The following is a 20,932-nucleotide window of genomic DNA, read 5'->3' as shown; positions in this document are numbered from 1 at the left end:
CCGGTTCGGCTGGATCGATCTCGATGCCGACAAACCGGCGAACCTGCCGGATGTCTACCGGGCATTCTGCAAGCAGGCGGACTGATTCGACGCCTGCCGTCCGGCACTCACACCGGCGTCAACACCGGCTGCCCCGCGAAATACCGCGCCGCGTTGTCGAGAAACTGCCGCACCGAACGATCGAGCGCCTCGGGCGACCAGCCGCCCATGTGCGGCGTCAGCACGATGCTGTCGAGATCGGTCAGCGCACGCGGCGGCTCCGGCTCGCCTTCGTACACGTCGAGCCCCGCGCCCGCGATGCGCCCTTCGCGCAGCGCGTCTGCCAAAGCAGCGGTATCGACAACACTGCCGCGCGACACGTTGACGAGAAAGCCGCCCGGGCCCAGTGCGTCGAGCACGGTGCGATCGATCAGATGCCGCGTGCCCGCGCCGCCCGGCGTCGCGACGATCAGGAAATCGGCCCACTGCGCGAGCGCGTCGACCCGGTCGAAATAGCGGTACGGCACCGGCTTCTGCGAGCGGTTGTGATAACCGATCTCGATGTCGAAGCCGGCCGCGCGGCGCGCGCACTTCTCGCCGATCTTGCCGAGCCCGACGATGCCGAGCTTCTTGCCCGACACGTTCGGCGGCATCGCCAGCCCGTCGCGCCACACGCCCGCGCGGGTCTTCGCATCGAGCTGCACGACGTTGCGTACCGCCGCGAGCAGCAGCGCGAACGCATGATCGGCGACGCAATCGTCGTTGGTGCCGGCGCCCGTGACCACGGTGATGCCGCGTGCCTTCGCGTGCGCGACGTCGATGTGCTCGTAGCCCGCGCCGAGCGCGCTGACGAACGTGAGCTGCGGCAGCCGGTCGATCTCGGCGGCGGTCAGCCCGGTGCTGCCGTTGGTCAGCACCGCGCGAATCGTGCCGCCGTGTTCGGCGATCGCGCGTTCGCGCGCATCGGGCGTCGGGGCATAACGCACGTCGAACGACGCGGCGATCTCGCGATGCGCGTCGCCGCGCAGTGCGATGAGGACCAGCAGCTCGGGCTTCATGTCAGCAAATGTCCGCAGGCAGGGAACGAATTTCAGTGTAACAAGCCCGCATGACGGATGCGGGTTATCCCCACGCCAACTGTGGACACGCCGCCGCACGCGGTTTGCCAAAGCCCGCTCAGTCAAGTAACTTTCGGCGTACGCCCCCGTCCTGGAGATTGGCCCCGATGAAGCTCGCCCTGCCCGCCCGGATCCTGGGCCTCGCGTTCGCCGCCGCGATCGTCGCGCCCGGCGCGCACGCCGACACGCCCGTCGTGGTGTCATCGAAGATCGACACCGAAGGCAACCTGCTCGGCAACCTCATTTCACAGGTGCTGAAGGCCCACGGCATTCCCGTCACCGAAAAGATCGCGCTCGGCACGACGCCGATCGTGCGCAAGGCGCTCACGAGCGGCGAGATCGACGTCTACCCGGAATACACGGGCAACGCTGCATTCTTCTTCAACAAGGCCGACGACCCGGTGTGGAAGAACGCGAGCCAGGGCTACGACACCGCGAAGCAACTCGACTACGCGGCGAACCATCTCGTGTGGCTCGCCCCGGCGCCCGCGAACAACACGTGGGGCGTCGCGCTGCTCGCGCCCGTCGCGCAGTCGCAGCACCTGAAGACCTTCTCCGATTTCGGCAAGTGGGTGGCCGGCGGCGGCAAGGTAAAGCTCGCGGCCTCGGCCGAATTCGTGAACAGCGCGTCCGCGCTGCCGTCGTTCGAGAAAGCGTACGGCTTCAAGCTGAAGCCCGAGCAGCTCGTCGTGCTGTCCGGCGGCGACACGGCCGCGACGATCAAGGCCGCCGCGAACCAGACCGACGGCGTGAACGCCGCGATGGTCTACGGCACCGACGGCGGCATCGCATCGAGCGGCCTCGCGGTGCTCGACGACGACAAGCACGTGCAGCCCGTCTACGCGCCGGCGCCGGTGATTCGCGAAGCCGCGCTGAAAGCGCATCCGCAGATCGCCGACTTGCTCAAGCCCGTGTTCGCGAGCCTCGACCTGAAGACGCTGCAATCGCTGAACGCCCGCATCCAGCTCAACGGCGAGCCGGCGGCCGGCGTCGCGAAAAGCTACCTGAAAGCGAAGGGTTTCGTGAAATGACGGAGCGCGCGGCCGCGTCCGCGCGGCGCGTCACGCTCGACAAGGTCGGCATCCTGATCGGCATCCTGACGATCGTCGCCGTGTTCGGCCTGTCGTTCGCGGTGCTGCGGCCGAACCGGATCGCGGCCGGCACCGGGCTGTCGGTATTCGCCGCGCTGCCGCCGATGCAGGGCGCCGCGCTCACCGCGCTATGGACCGTCGGCGCGCTATGGGCGATGACGGCGAGTCGCCCCGCGTGGCGGCTCGCGGCCGGCTGCGCGGGGCTCGCGACGCTCGCGTATGCGGTCGGCGCGGCTGCGACGCATGTCGTCGCGCCCGACGACATGCTGGCCCGCGTGTCGCCCGATGCCGGCGTCTGGCTGCTGCTGTTCGCATGGGCCGTGCTCATCGCCGACGCGCTCGCGCGCCTCGCGTTCGGCCCGTGGCGGCGCTTCGCCGCGCTCGCCGTCGCAATAGCAGCAGTTTCCGTGCCGCTCGCGAGCGGCTGGTGGGACGGCCTCTCCGTGATGCGCGAATACGCGGTGCGCAGCGACGATTTCTGGCGCGAGGCGATCCGTCACGTGTCGCTCGCGGGCGGCTCGGTCGCCGCCGCGCTCGTCGCGGGCGTGCCGCTCGGCATCGCCTGCGCGCGCATCGCGACGGTGCGCACCGTCGCGATGCCCGTGCTCAATATCGTGCAGACGATCCCCAGCATCGCGATGTACGGGCTGATGATGGCGCCGCTCGGCCTGCTCGCCGCGCACGTGCCGCTCGCGGCCGCGCTCGGCATTCGCGGGATCGGCGTTGCGCCGGCCGTGCTCGCGCTGTTCCTGTATTCGCTGCTGCCGATCGCATCGAGCGTCGTGGTCGGGCTCGAACAGGTGCCGCCGCACGTGACCGAAGCGGCCCGCGCAATGGGCATGACGCGCATGCAGCGGCTGCTGCGCGTCGATCTCGTGCTCGCGCTGCCGGTGATCCTGAGCGGCGTGCGCATCGTGCTCGTGCAGAACATCGGCCTGACCGCGGTGGCCGCGCTGATCGGCGGCGGCGGATTCGGCACCTTCATCTTCCAGGGGATCGGGCAATCGGCCGCCGATCTCGTGCTGCTCGGCGCGATCCCGACGATCGCGCTCGCACTGGCGGCCGCCGTCGTGTTCGAAGCCGCGACGTCGCTCGCGAAAGGGCGTGCAGGATGATCGAGATCGAAGGAGTCGGCAAACGCTTCGGCGACGCGCTCGCCGTCGACGACGTATCGCTGACGGTGCAGCGCGGCACGATCACCGCGCTCGTCGGCGCATCGGGCAGCGGCAAGTCGACGCTCCTGCGCATGATCAACCGGCTGATCGCACCGACCAGCGGCACGATCCGCATCGACGGCGTCGATACGGCGACCGTCGCACCCGAGCAGTTGCGGCGCGGCATCGGCTATGCGATCCAGGGGCACGGACTGTTTCCGCACTGGAGCGTCGCGCGCAACATCGCGACCGTGCCACGCCTGCTCGGCTGGCCGGCCGAGCGCATCGACGCGCGCGTGAACGAACTGCTCGACCTGTTCCATCTCGCGCCGGCCGAGTTCGCGGGCAAGCTGCCGCACGAACTGTCGGGTGGCCAGCAGCAGCGTGTCGGCGTGGCACGCGCACTCGCGGCCGAGCCCGCGATCCTGCTGATGGACGAACCGTTCGGCGCGCTCGATCCGATCATCCGCAACAAGGCGCAGGACGACCTGTTCGCGCTGCAGCGCCGCCTCGGCATCACGGTCGTGATCGTCACGCACGATATCGAGGAAGCGCTGAAGCTCGGCGACACGATCGCGGTGATGGACGGCGGACGGCTGCTGCAGGTCGCGTCGCCGGCCGAGATTCTCGGCGGGCCGGCACCGGGTGTGGTCGAACAGCTCGTCGCGGGCGTCGACCGGCCGCTGCGCCTGCTCGCGCTGACGCCGATCGACACCGTGGCCGAAGCCGGCCATGTCGATGGCGAACCGATCGCCGCGACGCGCACGCTGCGCGATGCGGTATCCGAATTGTTGTGGCGCGGTGTCGATGCGCTGCCCGTGGACGATACGGCCAACGGCACCCCCAACGCACACGGCCCCCGCCGCATCACGCTCGACGCGATCCGCGCACATGCGAGGAAGCCCGCATGACGACCCGCGGCAGCGTGCAGTTCAAGCAGTCGTCACTTCCCGCGTACGTCGCCCGTGCGGCCGCGCTCGCGCTGCTGCTCGTGCTGCTGTTGCGCCCCGCCTGGCTGCAGGGTCTGTTCGCGCCGTTCGCGGACAACGGCGCGCCGGTGATCTACGATCGCGCGAGCCTGCTCGATCTCACGCTCGCGCATCTCGGCACGGTCGCGCTGTCGAGCCTGATCGGCACGATCGTCGCGGTCGCGGCCGGCATCGCGGTTACGCGGCCGTTCGGCGCGGATTTCCTGCCGGTCGCGCGCAGCGTCGTCGATATCGGCCAGACCTTCCCGCCGGTCGCCGTGCTCGCGCTGGCCGTGCCGGCCGTCGGCTTCGGCTTGAAGCCGGTGCTGATCGCGCTCGTGCTGTACGGGCTCCTGCCGGTTTTCGAAAGCACGATCGCGGGGCTCGAGGACGTGCCGCACGACGTCGTCGACGCCGCGCGCGGAATGGGCATGAGCGGCTGGCAGCAACTGGTGTCCGTCGAGCTGCCGCTCGCGTTCCCGGTGATCGTCAACGGTATCCGCCTCGCCGTCGTGATCAATCTCGGCACCGCGACGATCGGCTCGACGGTCGCCGCGCGCGGGCTCGGCGACGTGATCATCGCGGGCCTGCAGACATCGAACACCGCGTTCGTGCTGCAAGGCGGCGTGATCGTCGGCTTGCTCGCGGTGCTCGTCAGCGATGCGATCGGCGCGATCGCGCGGGCGGCGAGCGCGCGGCGCGCGTAGAAGCCGTTACGGAATTTTTCGAAGGAGCAACCATGGCTGTGCTCGACACCGGCCCGTTTTTTCATGGCACGAAAGCGGATTTGCGGATCGGCGACTTGCTGACGGCAGGCTTCCGATCGAATTATCGGCATGACGTCGTGATGAATCACATTTATTTCACGGCCCTGCCCAAAGGCGCCGGCCTGGCTGCGGAAATGGCCAAAGGCGATGGCCGGCCACGGGTCTACATCGTCGAGCCCACCGGCGAATTCGAAAACGACCCGAACGTCACGGACAAGAAATTCCCCGGCAATCCGACGCGGTCGTATCGAAGCACATCGCCGCTGAAGATCGTTGGCGAACTCGATAGCTGGGAACCCTACGATCCGGATTTCATCCAGCAACTCAGAATCCGCATCGAAACCGGTATCGGCGAGATCATCAACTAGCGTTCATCCGGACTCCGATGCGTGTCCGCGCAACGATCGGCGCGTCGACCATCGCGAATGTGACAAGCCTACACATCGCTTTCATTCAAGCCCGTGCTCGACCACCCACGGCGATTGGTCGATATACTATGCGCCTCCCATTTCCCCGCACTCGACCATGCGACGACGGTTCTTCTGGCTGATCGTGCTTTCGCTCGGCATTGCGCAGCACGCCGCGGCGCAGCAGGCGCCTGCATTGCCTGCCTCTGCGCCCGAAGCAGCCGCATCCGCGTCAGGCGACGCATCCGCACCGCTCGCCAACGATCAGCCCAACGAAGCAAACCGCCGCATCACGTCCTACCTGACGAAGAAATTCGGCGTCGCGAAGGAGCGCGCCGCGAAGCTCGCCGATATCGTGAGCGTCACTGCGACGAAATATTCGCTGCCGCCGGCACTCGTTTACGCGATTATTTCGATCGAATCGCGCTTCCAGGAAAAGGCGCGCGGCCAACATGGCGCGACCGGGTTGATGCAGGTCGTGCCGTCCGCGCACCGCGGCATGCTGCGCAACGTGAAGGATCTGACGGAGCCGAATGCGAACGTCGAGGTCGGCTCGCGCATTCTGTCGGGCTACGTGAAGGCGGCCGGCGGCAACGTGCAGGCCGGGCTGAAGAGCTACAGCGGCGGATCGAGTGCGTATGCGGCGAAAGTGATGCAGCGGGTCGATTCGTTCAGGTTCGTGCTCGAACCCGAGGACGATGCGAAAAGCGCGAATACCGCGAACGACGCGAACAACGCGAAGGCGCACATGGTGCCGGTCAGCGATCCGTCACCGGCGCCCACCGCGAACCGCAACGCGAAGTAAGCAATGGGCACCCGCGTTCGCGCGGCTCCGGCCCGACGCTGTGCGGCCCGGCTGCTCGCCATGGCCGCGCTGTCGGCCGGCCCTGTATCGGCTTTCGCTGTCGTCGACTGCGAACAGGCAGGGCCGACGATGGAAGCCGTGCGACGCTGCGTGCTCGATCAGCAGCAGCAGCAAGTCGACAACGCATACCGGTCGCTCGCTCGCAAGCTGCGCCAACGCAACCCCGACGCTGCCGCCCAGCTCGCGAAATCGCAGACAAGTTGGGCCGCGTTTGCCGGCGATACGTGTGACTACGTGAAGACCACCAATCCGCAGCAGACGATTCCGAGTGACGCCTGGCTGAACTGTTGGGTGGATTTCAGTCAGGCACGCGTGCGCATCCTGAAGAAGTGGGAAGCCCAGTTGACGCAGCCGAACTGAATGCCGCCCATCCCGTATCACCCGTCATTCCTGCACGCAACGCGGGCGCAGACGTGGCGTGCCGATGGTCGGTGAAGCACACGCTCAGAGCAGCGTAACGTCGACCTTGGGCACCATGGGCGCAATACGCGTGATGCGTTCCGCCTGCACTCGCACGTACTCGGCGATACGATGCACCCACGCACGCTCGTCGCCCATATAGACGCCCGACTCCGCCAACCCGGGAGCCAGTTCCGCAGCCAGCGTCGCCATCCGCGTCATTTCACGCGCAACGAGCGCCGGCCGGATCTGCACGCGATGCGCGAAGTCCGCGAGCGCGAAAGCGGTCAGTTCCTCGGTCCGGAATACATCTCCGTACGCCATCGCCATGTCCTGCACATAAGCGTCGCCGTACACGTTCACGCATACCAGATCGTAAAACGGCGCCGGCTCGAGCCCGGTGCTGCTGACAAAAAACGAAATGTTCTTGCCATGCGCGTCGCTGTTGCCGATCAGCAGTTGCAGCAACGCCCAGCGCAGCATGACTGTGCGCGCGACGGCCGGTGTCTCCAAAGACGATGTCAGCGAAAACAGCTTCTCGAAGCTCACGCCTTCGCGAATATTGCGCACGTCCGCGTTGTTGCCGAGATTGCGTTCGTATTTGAGCGTCGCCGGCAAGTCGAGGGCTTGGCATCCATCGATGACATGAAGCCGTCGCACAGCGCTCGCGCGCTGCGGGTCGTCCGGGTCGACCGTCACGAGCCGGTCGAATCGCTCGATCAGCAGAATGGGCTCGGGGATGCGTCGAATCTCGACATGCGCGACCGGCAAACCCATGCGGGCTGCCAACGTCATGCAGAAATGCTCGTTGGCGACCATGAATGGCGCGTTCGGGCTGCGCGACTCGGGCTTCAGAATATGCGAGCTGCTCAGTGCCCCGTCCACAAGGGCCAACTGCTCGCCTTCGACGAGCACTTGCAGCTTGTCCTGATGGCCGGCGATCGATAGGCGCACCCGATCGTCCCAGACGGGAAACGGGATCGCATCGCGCTTGCGAATACGGTCGGCCAGTTCCTCAGCGGAGATCGGTCGGCGCACGGGTTCGAGAGGTTCGGATGCCCGCCCGGCCTCGTCGTCGTCCGGAATGAAGCTCAACGCACCAACGGGCTCCTTGCCAAGCATCCGGATCAGACCGAATACGTTGTCCTTCGATATCTGATACATCGATGCGGCCACGTCGAGTGCGCGGCCCTCGGGAAGCAGATTGCCCACGAAGCGCTGGATCGCGCCCGCTGGCGGCTTGCCGCCATCGAGCGGAATGCACGGCGACAACGCAAACGCGTCTGCCCGCGCGAGCCACGCCGGATCGTAGGAAAAACCGTAGTCGTCGCGGCGGGCATCATAGGTCAGTTGTCCGACCGGCAAGCCGTCAGCCGAAATCCGCAGGCGATGGATCATCACGCGCCCTCGGACGAACGGGACGTGCCAGGCGAAACGGCACGTATCGTCGCGTGATCGCGCACTGCCTTGCGCGCCACCTGAACGTCGCGTTTCGGCACGACGAGCAAATTCAGGCCAAAGCCGTCCAGCACCTTGAACAACTTGTCGAGACTCACCGCACGCCCGTTTTCGAGGCGTGACAGTACGTCCTTGGAGACGCCGAGCATGTCGGCTGCATCGTCGATCCGCATCTGGTTCTGCGCGCGCCGGTTGCGCACGAGCGCCCCCAAGGCGGCGAGATCCAGTGCGAGCGGGTCAGGTATCGCGACGGGTTGCGGTAAGGTGCGGGCCATAATTCCGGGATTTCAGGAACAAAGCGCCATCGAAGGGCGATCGACAGCATAGTTACGAGAATATCGGAATTATAGTGATTCGCCGGCCAGATCGCCAATTGTTCCGATATTTCAGGAACAAAAACACAAAAGTCCGTCGACGACTCATTATTCTCATATTTCAGGAACTATAAACGAGTGCGGCGGCGCATTCGCGCCGCCGCCCCATGGAATCGCCGGATCACCTCCCTCGTGCCTTGATCCGGCCCCCTCTGATCAAAGCTGCCCCGCCGCCCCCGTCCACCGCAGGTAATCCCCCCGCGTCCAGTCGAGCGACACGCCGACGCGCTTCGTCCCCGGCCGGATCTTCGGCTTGTACATCGACAGCGTCAGCGATTCCAGCGCCGGCCATTCGCGGAACGACAGCACCGCGAGATCGGCAACGAGCGTCTCCAGCAACCGCGTATGCGGCTTGTGCGCCAGAAACGACGCCACGCGTGCGCAATAGCCGTCGTAGTCGATCCACTCGCCCTGCTCGCTCGGCTCGCAGCGATACCCGAGCCGCGCGTCGATCACGACCGGCTGCGGCGCTTCATGCTCGTGCGCATGAATGCCAATCCGCGCGGGCACCTTCAGTTCGTCGACGAACACGCTCCAGCCGCGCCCGCGCAGGCGCGGCGCGTCGATCGCCACGAACGGTTCGTCGAACGGCTTCATGAGACGAGCGGCGCCGCGGCGTCGAGCATGATGCGCACGAAATAGTCGGCGAAGCTGCGACGCAGGACGATCTCGAACGTGTCGTCGCCGGTCGGGATCAGCGTGATCGGCGACTTGAAGTAGTGCGACTGCGCGCACTGGCCCGGCTTGAACACGCGCGGATGCAGATCGAGCGGGCAGCCGCGCGCGATCACGTCCCGCACGCGTTCGCCGCTGATCTCGACCACCGTGTAGCCGCTGCCGACGTCGACAGCCGCCGCATACAAGCCCTGCACGACCTCGGCCAGCTTCGCTTCGAGCACGCCGGCCTGAACTGGCCCGTTCGATCGCACGAGCCATTCGTCGGGGCCGAGCCACAGCACGTCGTATTCGGCGCCGCGCGCCACCGTGTTCGGCGCCGCGGGCGGCAAGCAGCCGACCACGCGCTCGAACGCGGCGACGAATGCCGGATCGCTCAACTCGCCGCGCACGTTGACGAGATCGAGGAACGGCCGCTCGCGCAGCGTGAACTTCTTCGACGCGCGCGCCTGGTGCGCCTTCAGCACGTCGGCCGCGCCGACGAACGGCGATTCAAGCGTCACGCCGCCCGCACCCGCCACCTGCGTCTGGTTTCTCGTTTCATTCCACATGCTGACGCACCCCTTCGGTATCGTAGAAAACCGGGCTCGAGATCTTCGCGGTGATGCGGCGGCCGTTGGCCAGCGGAATCACGACGCTCTCGCCCATCTTGTTCAGGCCGCCCTTCACCACCGCCAGCGCGATCGAGCGCTTCAGGATCGGGCTGTAGTAGCTCGACGTCACGTGGCCGATCATCGGCGTCGGATCGACCGCCGACACCTGCGTGTCCTTCGCGATGATCTGCGCGCCTTCCGGCAGCACGAACTGTTCGTCTTCGGTCAGCAGGCCGACGAACTGCTTGCGGCCTTCCTTCGCGGTATCCGAACGCGACAGCGAACGCTTGCCGAGGAAGTCCTTCGACTTCGCGACGACGCCGCCCATCCCGAGATCGAACGGAGTAATCGAGCCGTCGGTGTCCTGGCCGACGATGATGTAGCCCTTCTCCGCGCGCAGCACGTGCATCGTTTCCGTGCCGTACGGCGTGATGTCGAACTCGGCGCCGGCCGCCATCAGCGCTTCCCACACCGCGCGGCCCGCGTTCGCCGGCACGTTCACTTCGTAGGCCAGCTCGCCCGAGAAGCTGATCCGCATCACGCGCGCCTTCGCGCCGGCGACGGTGCCGTTGCGGTAGCTCATGAACGGGAACGCTTCATTGCCGAAGTCGATGTCCTGGCACACCTTCTGCACGACCTTGCGGCTCTTCGGGCCGACCACCGCGAACGTCGCCCAGTGATCGGTGACGGATGCCAGCCGCACCTTCATGTCAGGCCATTCGGTCTGCAGCCAGCGTTCGAGCCACGTGAGCACGCGCGCCGCGCCGCCGGTGGTCGTTGTCATCATGAAATGCTGGTCGGCGAGGCGCACGGTCACGCCGTCGTCGAACACCATCCCGTTTTCGTCGAGCATCAGCCCGTAGCGGCACTTGCCGATTTCGAGCTTGTTCCACGGGTTCGTGTACATCCAGTTCAGCAGCTTCACCGCGTCCGGGCCCTGGATGTCGATCTTGCCGAGCGTCGACGCGTCGAGAATGCCGACGCTGTTGCGCACCGCGAGGCATTCGCGCTTCACGGCCGCATGCAGATCCTCGCCGTTCTTCGGGAAGTACCACGGCCGCTTCCAGTTGCCGACGTCCTCGAACATCGCGCCGTGCTCGACGTGCCATTCGTGCACGGCCGTCTTGCGGATCGGGTCGAGGAAATCGCCGGTCTCGCGGCCCGCGAACGTGCCGAACGACACGGGCGTGTAGTTCGGGCGGAACGTCGTCGTGCCCGTTTCCGGAATCGTCTTGCCGAGCGCGCCCGCGAGGATCGCCATCCCGTTGATGTTGCCGAGCTTGCCTTGATCGGTGCCGAAGCCCATCGCCGTGTAGCGCTTCACGTGCTCGACCGACTCGAAGCCTTCGCGCGCGGCGAGCAGGATGTCGGCCGCCGCGACGTCGTTCTGGAAATCGACGAACTGCTTCGGTCCGCGCGCGGCCGCCTCGCGGCTGCCGACGAGCCACAACGGTTGCAGCGCGCCCTCGACGGCTTCGGCTACTTGCGGTGCGACAGGGCGCTGCGCGGCCGTGAAGCCCGCGGCCTTCGCCGCTTCCACGCCCGCATCGACCGCGAGGCGCAGCGCACGGGCCAGACCAAATTCGCCGGCCGCCGCACCGATGCTCGCTTCCGCCTGCACCGGCTTGCCCGGCAGGAAACACGCCTTCTCGTCGTTCCAGCACGCCTTGCCGCCCGACTGTGCGAACAGGTGCAGCACCGGGCTGAAGCCGCCCGACATCGCGACGAGGTCGCACGGCAGCGTCTGCAGCTTGCCGCCGGTCTGGCCGTTCGAGTAGGACGCGACGTCGACCGACGATACGCGCCACTTGCCCGAAGCGGCCGTGACGACCGCACCGCTCATCACCGTCACGCCTTGCCGCTTGGCCGCCGCCGGCAATGCGCCGTTCGACGATGCGCGGGAATCGACGACCGTCACTTTCGCGCCGCACGCCTTCAGGTCGAGCGCGGTCTGGTACGCGCGGTCGTTGTTCGTGAACACGACCACGTTGCGGCCCGGCAGCACGCCGAAGCGATGCACGTAGGTGGACACCGCGCCCGCCAGCATCACGCCCGGCAGGTCGTTGTTGCCGAACACGATCGGCCGTTCGTGCGCCCCGGTCGCGAGGATCACGCGCTTCGCGCGGACCTTCCACAGCAACTCGCGCGTGCCCTTGCGCATCGACACCGGCAGGTGATCGGTCAGGCGCTGCGTGACCGTCACGAGGTTGTGGTCCTGGTAGCCGAACGCGGTGCTGCGCGACAGGATCGTCACGTCGGGCAGCTTGCGCAGTTCAGCTTCGATCTTCTCGACCCATTGCAACGCGGGCTTCGCGTCGATCTCCGCGCGACACGACAGCAGGCTGCCGCCGAGTTCGCGCTGGTCGTCGACGAGGATCACGCGCGCGCCGGCCGTGGCGGCCGCATGCGCGGCGGCGAGGCCCGACGGGCCACCGCCGACCACGAGCACGTCGCAGTGCGCGTAGCACTTGTCGTAGCGATCGGCGTCGAGCACTTCGGGCGCCTTGCCGAGGCCGGCCGCTTCACGGATCTTCTCTTCGTACTTCGGCCACATGTTGCGCGGCCACATGAAGGTCTTGTAGTAGAACCCTGCCGGCATGAAGCGCGAGAACTTCTGGTTGATCGCGTACTTGTCGTTCTCGAGCGTCGGCTCGGCATTCACGCTCGTCGCGACGAGCCCCTGGTACAGCTCGATCTCGGTCGCGCGTGCGTTCGGCACCGTGTACGGGCCGGTTTCGAGCTGCACGACGGCGTTCGGTTCCGCGACGTCGGCCGTCACGATCCCGCGCGGACGGTGGTACTTGAAGCTGCGCGCGACGAAGTGCACGCCGTTCGCGAGCAGCGCGGACGCGAGCGTATCGCCCTGGAAGCCCTGATACGTGCGGCCGTTGAACGTGAACGTCAACGGAATCGCGCGATTGATGCGGCCACCGGTGCCGAGGCGGTCTTTCTGGCTCATTTGCTCGTGCCCTCTTCGTGTGCGTTGCCGGCAGCGGCGCTACCGAACTTTTCGTAGCCCTTGATATCGTAGGTCACCGTGTCGCGCGTAACCTTGAACCAGCGGCGGCAACCCTGCGTATGCAGCCATTGCTCCTTGTGCAGCCCGCGCTTGTTCTCGCGCATGAACACGTATTCGCCCCATTCGCGGTCGGTCATCGTCTCGTTCGCCACCGGGCGCACGATGTCGGCTTCACCGCCGCACGTGAACTCGGATTCGGCGCGCGGCCCGCACCACGGACATTCGATCAGCAACATGTTTCTTTCTCCTCAGTGCGGTTAGTGCGCGACGGCGGCAGCGCCGTGCTCGTCGATCAGGTGGCCCGTGTAGAAGCGGTCGAGTGCGAACGGCGCGTTCAGCGGATGCGGTTCGTCGCGGGCGATCGTGTGCGCGAACACCCAGCCCGAGCCGGGCGTCGCCTTGAAGCCGCCAGTGCCCCAGCCGCAGTTGAAATAGAGGCCCTTCACATCGGTCTTGGTGATGATCGGGCACGCGTCCGGCGACACGTCGACGATGCCGCCCCACTGGCGGTTCATCCGCACGCGCGAGAACACCGGGAACATCTCGACGATCGCCTGCAGCGTGCTTTCGATGATGTGGAAGCTGCCGCGCTGGCCGAAGCCCGTGTACTGGTCGATACCGGCGCCGATCACGAGGTCGCCCTTGTCGGACTGGCTGATGTACGCGTGCACCGCGTTCGACATGATCACCGAGTTGACGACCGGCTTGATCGGCTCGGACACCAGCGCCTGCAGCGGGTGGCTTTCGATCGGCAGACGCACGCCGGCCATGTCGGCGAGCGTCGTCGTGTTGCCGGCCGCGACCACCGCGACCTTCTTCGCCTTGATGAAGCCCTTCACCGTATCGACGCCGACCACCGCGCCGCCTTCGCGGCGAATGCCCGTCACCTGGCAGTTCTGGATGATGTCGACGCCGGCGCGGTCCGCGCCGCGCGCGAAGCCCCAGGCCACCGCGTCGTGACGCGCGACGCCCGCACGGCGCTGGATCGACGCGCCGAGCACCGGATAGCGGCTGTTCAGGTTGATCGTCGGCTCGATTTCCTTGATCTGCGCGGGCGTCAGGAATTCCGCGTCGACGCCGTTCAGCCGGTTCGCGTTCACGCGGCGCTCGGTGTCGCGCACGTCCTGCAGCGTGTGCGCGAGGTTCATCACGCCGCGCTGGCTGAACATCACGTTGTAGTTGAGATCCTGCGACAGCCCTTCCCACAGCTTCATCGCCTTCTCGTACAGCGCGGCCGATTCGTCCCACAGATAGTTCGAGCGCACGATCGTCGTGTTGCGCGCGGTGTTGCCGCCGCCGATCCAGCCCTTCTCGAGGATCGCGACGTTCGTGATCCCGTGCTCCTTCGCGAGGTAGTACGCGGTCGCGAGGCCGTGACCACCGCCGCCGACGATCACGACGTCGTATTCCTTCTTCGGCTCCGGGCTCTTCCACTGCTTTTCCCAGTTCTCGTGATACGAGAGGCCGTTGCGGAACAGGCTGAATATCGAGTAGCGGCTCATGTTTGGATCCTTCGTTAGCATTCGATGACGTTCACGGCGAGGCCGCCGCGCGACGTTTCCTTGTATTTCGTCTTCATGTCGGCGCCGGTTTCGCGCATCGTCTTGATCACGGAATCGAGCGATACGTAGTGCTGGCCGTTGCCCTTGAGCGCCATGCGCGACGCGTTCAGCGCCTTGATCGCGCCCATCGCGTTGCGCTCGATGCACGGAATCTGCACGAGCCCGCCTACGGGATCGCAGGTCATCCCGAGGTTGTGCTCCATGCCGATCTCGGCCGCGTTCTCGACCTGGTCCGGCGTGCCGCCCATCACGGCGGCGAGCGCGGCGGCAGCCATCGAGCACGCGACGCCCACTTCGCCCTGGCAGCCGACTTCCGCGCCGGAGATCGACGCGGTTTCCTTGTAGATGATCCCGATCGCCGCGGCCGTCAGCAGGAATTCGACGATGCCGGCTTCGTTCGAGCCCGGCACGAACTTCACGTAGTAGTGCAGCACCGCGGGAATCACGCCGGCCGCGCCGTTGGTGGGCGCAGTGACCACGCGGCCGCCGGCCGCGTTTTCCTCGTTCACGGCCATCGCATACAGGTTGACCCAGTCGAGCATCGACAGCGGGTCGCGCAGCGACTCTTCGGAACGCGAACGCAGGCGGCCGTTCAGCTCGGCCGCGCGGCGCTTCACGCGCATCGGCCCCGGCAGGTCGCCCTCGACCTTGCAGCCGCGCTCGACGCAGGCGGCCATCGTGCGCCAGATCGCGAGCAGGCCGGCGCGCACTTCGTCGGCGGGGCGCAGCGCGGATTCGTTGCGCAGCATCAGCTCGGCGATCGACAGCCCGTGTTCGCGGCACTGGCGCATCAGGTCGTCGCCGGTGCGGAACGGATAAGGCACCTCGACCGCCGCGCGCACGCCGTTCACGCGATCGCCGTCGCGGTTCACGACGAAGCCGCCGCCCACCGAGTAATACTCTTTCTCGACCAGCAACTGGCCGTGCTCGTCGAATGCCTGGAAGCGCATCCCGTTCGGATGCACGATGCTCGTGCCGCTCATCAGCTTGCGATAGAAGCCGATGTGTTCCTTTTCGTCGAAGCGCACCGTCTGCTTGCCGAGCAGCGACAGCGACTTCTCCGCGCGAATCGCGGCGAGCCGCGGCTCGATCAGGTCCGGATCGATCGTGTCGGGCAGGTGGCCCTCGAGACCGAGCAGCACCGCCTTGTCGGTGCCGTGGCCCTTGCCGGTCGCGCCGAGCGAGCCGTACAGCTCGACCCGCACGCGGCGCACGAAGCCGAGCAGGTTCGCGTCCTCCACGTGCGACGCGAAGCGGCACGCGGCGATCATCGGGCCGACCGTATGCGAACTGGACGGGCCGATGCCGATCTTGAACAGGTCGAACGCGCTGACGTTCATCTGGCTTCCTTTGGATTGCATGCGTGAAATGTCGTTGGGCCCCAGTACATCAAAGCGTAAAATCGGCCGATAGAACAAAAACGGCATCGGCGTGGGATAGCGCCGCCAAGCGCCGCGCCGGCCGGCCCGAAAGTGCGTTTTGGCGATGGTTCGCGACGGAAAACCACAAGTCCGGCCACGGCCGATCGGCGACGCTGGCTGCATCCGCGCCGCCTCCGGCCGCCGCAACCCGCAAACCGAGTGAAACGAGTGAGACCGCCTGCCCGGCGTGAAGAGATTGGCCGCGATGACCCCCGACGTACCCGCTTCCCCCCTCGCAGAACCCGCGCCGCGGCGCATCCGCTTCGGCATCGTGCTGCTGCCGAATTTCACGCTGACGGCCTTCTCCGGCTTCGTCGACATGCTGCGGCTGTCGGCCGACGACGGCGACTACAGCAAGCCGGTGCGCTGCGCCTGGAGCGTGATCGGCGAGACGCTCGCGCCGGTGCGCGCGAGTTGCGGGATCCAGATCACGCCGTGGGAGACGTTCGACGCGGCCGAGCCGTTCGACTATGTGGTGGTGGTCGGCGGGCTGCTGCATTCGGGGCCGCAGGCCGGCCCTGAAACGCTCGACTTCATCCGCCGCGCGGCGACGGGCGGCGCGACGGTCGTCGGCATCTGCACCGGCGTGTTCACGCTGATGCGCGCCGGCGTGCTCGATGGCTACCGCACCTGCGTGAGCTGGTTCCATTACTGGGACTTCATCGAGCGCTTTCCGTCCGCCGATCCCGATCTGCTGATCGCCGACCGACTGTTCGTGATCGACCGGCGCCGGATCACGTGCTCGGGCGGCCGCGCGTCGATCGACGTCGCCGCCGCGATCCTGCTGCGCCATTTCGATCATGCGACCGTGCAGAAGGCGCTGCGCATCCTGCTGGTCGGCGAGATGCAGAAAGGCAACGCGCCGCAGCCGCATCCGCCGGGCCTCGAGCCGGCGACGCATCCGAAGGTCAAGCGCGCGATTCTTCTGATGGAACAGCACGTCGGGCGTGCGCTGCCGCTCGAGGAGCTGGCGTGCAAGCTCGACCTGTCGACACGGCAGCTCGAGCGGCTGTTCAAGGCCGAGACCGGCAAGAGCCCGCAGGCCTTCGCGAAACAGGTGCGGCTGCGCACGGCCGCGTGGCTGCTGACGAGCTCGGACCGCACGGTCGCCGATATCGCGTCGAGCTGCGGATTCGCCGATGCGTCGCACCTCGGGCGCGAATTCCGCAAGCAGTTCGGCGTGCCGCCGGCGACGTATCGCGAGCGCGGCGGCGACGTGGCCGAAGTAGCCGCGATGCCCGATGCGTCGGCCGACCCCGTCGAGGACATCGCCGACTGAAGGTCCCGGCGGCCCGTGCCTTCCCTGATCGATTGCAGAACACACGTTTGCGTCGGCTTCGATTCTTTTGGAACCGGTTTCAGTCAATTTAACCGACGTTGATCTTCTTCAACGAGGGTTATCCCGGATGCTGATGTCCGCTCAAATTTGTATGATGACCACATCACCTTACAAACCTGAGCACCCATGTTCGAGAAAATCCCCGCCCGCGCGATGAGCGACCATGTCGCGCAGCAACTGCTCAAGCAGATCGAAGTGGGCAGCTTCTCGGCCACCGGCAAGCTGCCGACCGAAGCCGTGCTCGCGCAGGAATTCGGCGTGAGCCGCACCGTGATCCGCGAGGCGATCTCGCGGCTGAAGAACGAAGGCGTGGTCGAGCCGCGCCAGGGCAGCGGCGTGTTCGTGAACCAGCACGGCGCGATCCGGCCGCTGCGGATCGACTACGCGGAAGCCGTCGAGGCGAGTTCGCTCCCGCACCTGCTCGCCGTGCGCCGCGCGATCGAGGCGGAAGTCGCGGCCGAGGCCGCGCTGCACCACACCGCCGACGACATGGCCGACATCGACGACGCGCTGCGCAAGATCGATGAAGCGGTGGCCGAAGGGCGCGACGGCGTCGCGGAAGACGTCGCGTTCCACCGCACGATCGCGGCCGTCACCGGCAACCCGTATTTCCTGAAGACGCTGCAGTTCCTGAACCAGTACCTCGAAGCCGGCGTGAAGGTCACGCGCAGCAACGAAGCGACGCGCGAGGACTTCTCGCGGCAGGTGCGCGAGGAGCACGCGGCGATTGCCGATGCGATCCGCGCACGCGACCCGATGGCCGCCCGCAACGCGGCACGCACGCACATGTACAACGCGGCCCGCCGTCTCGCGGAAGCCGGCATCTGCTGAAGCCGGCGGCGCCCGCCGCCGTTGTCCGGAACCTCTACCGAATCGAACAAGGTTGACCATGTCACGAAATGTTGGAGTCATCGGCCTCGGCGCGATGGGCCTCGGCGTCGCCCGCTCGCTGCTGCGCGCCGGCCTGCGTGTCCACGCATGCGACGTGCGCGACACCGTATTGCAGGCGTTCGCCGCCGAAGGCGGCATCGCCTGCGCGACGCCGGCCGAACTCGGCGCGCGGTGCGACGTCGTCGTCACGCTCGTCGTCAATGCCGCGCAGACGGAAACGGTGCTGTTCGGCGAACACGGTGCGGTCGCGGCGATGAAGCCGGGCGGCGTCGTGATCGCGAGCGCGACCGTCGCGCCCGAATTCGCGGTCGCGCTCGGCGCACGCATCGAAGCGGCCGGCCTGCAGATGCTCGACGCGCCGGTGTCGGGCGGCGCCGCGCGCGCGGCCTCCGGCGAGATGACGATGATGACGTCCGGCCCGGCCGCCGCGTATGCCGGTTGCGAGGACGTGCTCGCCGCGATCGCCGGCAAGGTGTACCGCCTCGGCGACGCGCACGGCATCGGCTCGAAGGTGAAGATCATCAACCAGTTGCTGGCCGGCGTGCACATCGCGGCCGCCGCCGAAGCGATGGCGCTGGGCCTGCGCGAAGGCGTCGATGCCGACGCGCTGTACGACGTGATCACGCACAGCGCGGGCAATTCGTGGATGTTCGAGAACCGCGTGCCGCACATCCTGAACGGCGACTACACGCCGCTGTCGGCCGTCGACATCTTCGTGAAGGATCTCGGCCTCGTGCTCGATACCGCGCGCCGCAGCAAATTCCCGCTGCCGCTGTCCGCCACCGCGCACCAGATGTTCATGAGCGCGTCGAGCGCCGGCCACGGCGGCGAGGACGACTCCGCCGTGATCAAGACTTTCCCCGGCATCACGCTGCCGCCCGCCCGCTGATTCGAACGACGTTCTCGCCATGACCGCTTCCGCTTCCCGTCCCCTGCTCGGCTGCATCGCCGACGATTTCACCGGCGCGACCGATCTCGCGAACATGCTCGTCAAGAGCGGCATGCGCACCGTGCAGACGATCGGCGTGCCCGCCGACGGCGCCGCTGCCGATACGATCGTCGACGCCGACGCGATCGTCGTCGCGCTGAAGTCGCGCACGATCCCCGCCGCCGACGCCGTCGCGCAATCGCTCGCCGCGTATGAATGGTTGCGCGCGCAAGGGTGCCGCCAGTTCTTCTTCAAGTACTGCTCGACGTTCGATTCGACCGACGCGGGCAACATCGGCCCGGTGGCCGACGCGCTGCTCGATGCGGCCGGCGGCGGCTTCACGATCGCGTGCCCCGCGTTCCCGGAGAACGGCCGCACGATCTATCGCGGCCACCTGTTCGTTGGCGACGTGCTGCTGAACGAATCGGGGATGGAGAACCATCCGCTCACGCCGATGAAGGACGCGAACCTCGTGCGCGTGCTGCAACGGCAGACGAAGTCGCCGGTCGGCCTGATCCGCTACGACACGATCGCGCTCGGCGCGGCCGCCGTACGCACGCGGATCGACCAGCTGCGCGCGGAAGGCGCCCGTTTCGCGATCGCCGACGCGCTGTCGGACCGCGATCTGTACGTGCTCGGCGAAGCGTGCGCGGGCCTGCCGCTCGTCACCGGCGGCTCGGGCATCGCGCTCGGCCTGCCCGCGAATTTCCGTCGCGCGGAGCAGTTGCCCGAGCGCGACAACGCGGCGTCGCTGCCGCGCATCGACGGCCTGTCGGCCGTGCTCGCCGGCAGCGCGTCGAAAGCCACCAACGCGCAGGTCGCCGCGTGGCGCGCGACGCGGCCGAGCTTTCGCATCGATCCGCTCGCGGCCTCGCGCGGCGAACCCGTCGTCGAGCAGGCGCTCGCCTTCGCGCGCTCGCACCTGCCGCAGCCCGTGCTGATCTATGCAACGGCCACGCCCGACGAAGTGAAGGCCGTGCAGCAGGCGCTCGGCGTCGACGCGGCCGGCCATCTCGTCGAAAGCACGCTCGCGGCGATCGCCCGCGGGCTGCGCGAACTCGGCGTGCGCAAGTTCGTCGTCGCCGGCGGCGAGACGTCCGGCGCGGTCGTGCAGGCGCTCGACGTGAAGTCGCTGCAGATCGGCGCGCAGATCGATCCGGGGGTGCCCGCCACGGCCACCATCGACGCGCAGCCGCTCGGCCTCGCGCTGAAATCCGGCAACTTCGGCACCACGGACTTTTTCGACAAGGCGCTGCGCGCGCTGGACGGAGCCGCACGATGAGCGACGAAGCGAAACTGCGCGAAGAGATCTGCGTGGTCGGCGCGAGCCTGTATGCGCGCGGCCATGCGGTCGGCAGCGCCGGCAACATCAGCGCGCGCCTGCATGACGGCTGGCTGATCACGCCGACCGACGCCTGCCTCGGCCGGCTCGACCCGAACGACATCGCGAAGGTCGGCACCGACGGCCAGCCCGTCTCGGGCGGCAAGCCGTCGAAGACGCTCGCGCTGCATCGCGGCATCTACGCGCGCAACGCGCAGGCGCACGGCGTCGTCCACACGCATTCGACGCATCTCGTCGCATTGACGCTCGCCGGCGTGTGGCGCGACACCGACGCGCTGCCGCCGATCACGCCGTACTACGTGATGAAGGTCGGCCACATCCCGCTGATCCGTTACCGCCGCCCCGGCGACCCGGCCGTCGCGGCCGAAGTCGCGGCGCTGGCCGACCGGGTGCGCGGCGTGCTGCTCGATCGCCTCGGCCCCGTGATGTGGGGGCCGTCGGTATCGCACGCGTCGTACGCGCTCGAGGAGCTCGAGGAAACGGCGCGGCTGTGGCTGATGACGCAGCCGAAGCCCGAACCGCTGACCGACGCGGCGCTCGACGAACTGCGCCAGACCTTCGGCGCGCGCTGGTAACGCGCCG

21 protein-coding genes are annotated in these 20,932 nt (G+C 67.3%); 12 read left to right on the top strand and 9 right to left on the bottom strand.

Going from position 1 to position 20,932, the window contains the following annotated elements; genetic code table 11:
- Window positions 1-107: 107 nt before the first annotated feature.
- On the bottom strand, window positions 108-1,037 hold the full coding sequence (locus HWX07_RS01315; protein WP_175874885.1) for a 2-hydroxyacid dehydrogenase: 930 nt from the start codon (window positions 1,035-1,037) through the stop codon (window positions 108-110).
- A gap of 167 nt (window positions 1,038-1,204) precedes the next feature.
- Here HWX07_RS01315 and HWX07_RS01310 point away from each other — a divergent pair, with 167 nt between their 5' ends.
- From HWX07_RS01310 to HWX07_RS01280, 7 genes are all read left to right on the top strand, one after another.
- Window positions 1,205-2,128 carry an ABC transporter substrate-binding protein gene (locus HWX07_RS01310; RefSeq protein WP_175808395.1) on the top strand — a complete coding sequence of 308 codons (924 nt, stop codon included), beginning with the start codon at window positions 1,205-1,207 and terminating at the stop codon, window positions 2,126-2,128.
- Window positions 2,125-3,303: an ABC transporter permease gene (locus HWX07_RS01305; RefSeq protein WP_175874884.1), complete on the top strand. Its 1,179-nt coding sequence runs from the start codon at window positions 2,125-2,127 to the stop codon at window positions 3,301-3,303. The genes HWX07_RS01310 and HWX07_RS01305 overlap by 4 nt, the downstream gene beginning before the upstream one ends.
- Window positions 3,300-4,253, top strand: coding sequence for an ABC transporter ATP-binding protein (locus tag HWX07_RS01300; protein ID WP_175874881.1), 954 nt, complete (start codon window positions 3,300-3,302; stop codon window positions 4,251-4,253). Before HWX07_RS01305 ends, HWX07_RS01300 begins: the two co-directional genes overlap by 4 nt.
- On the top strand, window positions 4,250-5,017 hold the full coding sequence (locus tag HWX07_RS01295) for an ABC transporter permease (protein WP_175874879.1): 768 nt from the start codon (window positions 4,250-4,252) through the stop codon (window positions 5,015-5,017). The genes HWX07_RS01300 and HWX07_RS01295 overlap by 4 nt, the downstream gene beginning before the upstream one ends.
- Window positions 5,018-5,049: 32 nt before the next feature.
- Window positions 5,050-5,445 (top strand): NAD(+)--rifampin ADP-ribosyltransferase, encoded by a 396-nt coding sequence (gene arr, locus HWX07_RS01290; RefSeq protein WP_175874878.1) that lies wholly within the window; start codon window positions 5,050-5,052, stop codon window positions 5,443-5,445.
- Window positions 5,446-5,602: 157 nt separating this feature from the next.
- A complete protein-coding gene (locus HWX07_RS01285; protein ID WP_175874876.1) occupies window positions 5,603-6,289 on the top strand; it encodes a lytic transglycosylase domain-containing protein in 687 nt (228 codons plus the stop codon).
- A 60-nt stretch (window positions 6,290-6,349) separates the two neighbouring features.
- Complete coding sequence (locus HWX07_RS01280) at window positions 6,350-6,709, top strand: lysozyme inhibitor LprI family protein (RefSeq protein WP_244129904.1); 360 nt, start codon at window positions 6,350-6,352, stop codon at window positions 6,707-6,709.
- Between the two features lie 84 nt (window positions 6,710-6,793).
- On the opposite strand, the gene HWX07_RS01275 is transcribed toward HWX07_RS01280, so the two are convergent.
- The 8 genes from HWX07_RS01275 to HWX07_RS01240 all read right to left on the bottom strand — a co-directional run bounded on the left by HWX07_RS01275 (window position 6,794) and on the right by HWX07_RS01240 (window position 15,769).
- Entirely contained in the window at window positions 6,794-8,146 is a 1,353-nt protein-coding gene (locus HWX07_RS01275; protein ID WP_175874872.1) for a HipA domain-containing protein, read from the bottom strand.
- The gene (locus HWX07_RS01270; protein WP_012339475.1) at window positions 8,146-8,481 is read right to left on the bottom strand and encodes a helix-turn-helix transcriptional regulator; all 336 of its coding nucleotides are present in this window, start codon (window positions 8,479-8,481) and stop codon (window positions 8,146-8,148) included. Before HWX07_RS01270 ends, HWX07_RS01275 begins: the two co-directional genes overlap by 1 nt.
- A gap of 255 nt (window positions 8,482-8,736) precedes the next feature.
- The gene (locus HWX07_RS01265) at window positions 8,737-9,177 is read right to left on the bottom strand and encodes a dihydroneopterin aldolase (RefSeq protein ID WP_012339474.1); all 441 of its coding nucleotides are present in this window, start codon (window positions 9,175-9,177) and stop codon (window positions 8,737-8,739) included.
- Window positions 9,174-9,806, bottom strand: coding sequence for a sarcosine oxidase subunit gamma (locus HWX07_RS01260; RefSeq protein WP_175874871.1), 633 nt, complete (start codon window positions 9,804-9,806; stop codon window positions 9,174-9,176). The genes HWX07_RS01265 and HWX07_RS01260 overlap by 4 nt, the downstream gene beginning before the upstream one ends.
- Complete coding sequence (locus HWX07_RS01255) at window positions 9,796-12,807, bottom strand: sarcosine oxidase subunit alpha family protein (RefSeq protein ID WP_175874869.1); 3,012 nt, start codon at window positions 12,805-12,807, stop codon at window positions 9,796-9,798. Before HWX07_RS01255 ends, HWX07_RS01260 begins: the two co-directional genes overlap by 11 nt.
- Window positions 12,804-13,103, bottom strand: coding sequence for a sarcosine oxidase subunit delta (locus tag HWX07_RS01250; protein WP_124654753.1), 300 nt, complete (start codon window positions 13,101-13,103; stop codon window positions 12,804-12,806). The genes HWX07_RS01255 and HWX07_RS01250 overlap by 4 nt, the downstream gene beginning before the upstream one ends.
- 21 nt (window positions 13,104-13,124) lie before the next feature.
- Window positions 13,125-14,369: a sarcosine oxidase subunit beta family protein gene (locus HWX07_RS01245; RefSeq protein WP_006480591.1), complete on the bottom strand. Its 1,245-nt coding sequence runs from the start codon at window positions 14,367-14,369 to the stop codon at window positions 13,125-13,127.
- 14 nt (window positions 14,370-14,383) lie between these two features.
- Window positions 14,384-15,769, bottom strand: a complete 1,386-nt coding sequence (locus HWX07_RS01240; protein WP_124556351.1) for an L-serine ammonia-lyase — start codon at window positions 15,767-15,769, stop codon at window positions 14,384-14,386.
- A gap of 286 nt (window positions 15,770-16,055) precedes the next feature.
- Here HWX07_RS01240 and HWX07_RS01235 point away from each other — a divergent pair, with 286 nt between their 5' ends.
- The 5 genes from HWX07_RS01235 (at window position 16,056) to HWX07_RS01215 (ending at window position 20,925) form a co-directional block, all read left to right on the top strand.
- On the top strand, window positions 16,056-17,129 hold the full coding sequence (locus tag HWX07_RS01235; protein ID WP_175808401.1) for a GlxA family transcriptional regulator: 1,074 nt from the start codon (window positions 16,056-16,058) through the stop codon (window positions 17,127-17,129).
- A 186-nt stretch (window positions 17,130-17,315) separates the two neighbouring features.
- Window positions 17,316-18,020, top strand: coding sequence for an FCD domain-containing protein (locus HWX07_RS01230; RefSeq protein ID WP_048989515.1), 705 nt, complete (start codon window positions 17,316-17,318; stop codon window positions 18,018-18,020).
- A 58-nt stretch (window positions 18,021-18,078) separates the two neighbouring features.
- A complete protein-coding gene (gene ltnD / locus HWX07_RS01225) occupies window positions 18,079-18,969 on the top strand; it encodes an L-threonate dehydrogenase (protein WP_059575397.1) in 891 nt (296 codons plus the stop codon).
- Window positions 18,970-18,988: 19 nt separating this feature from the next.
- Window positions 18,989-20,290 carry a 3-oxo-tetronate kinase gene (gene otnK / locus HWX07_RS01220; protein ID WP_175874867.1) on the top strand — a complete coding sequence of 434 codons (1,302 nt, stop codon included), beginning with the start codon at window positions 18,989-18,991 and terminating at the stop codon, window positions 20,288-20,290.
- Window positions 20,287-20,925 (top strand): aldolase, encoded by a 639-nt coding sequence (locus HWX07_RS01215; RefSeq protein WP_175874865.1) that lies wholly within the window; start codon window positions 20,287-20,289, stop codon window positions 20,923-20,925. Before otnK ends, HWX07_RS01215 begins: the two co-directional genes overlap by 4 nt.
- Window positions 20,926-20,932: the final 7 nt, after the last annotated feature.

This window comes from Burkholderia sp. BCC0097 (genome assembly GCF_902832985.1).
Classification (GTDB): Bacteria; Pseudomonadota; Gammaproteobacteria; order Burkholderiales; family Burkholderiaceae; genus Burkholderia; species Burkholderia orbicola.
The sequence above is the reverse complement of the archived record's forward strand: the minus strand, read 5'-3'. Positions and strand labels throughout refer to the sequence as shown.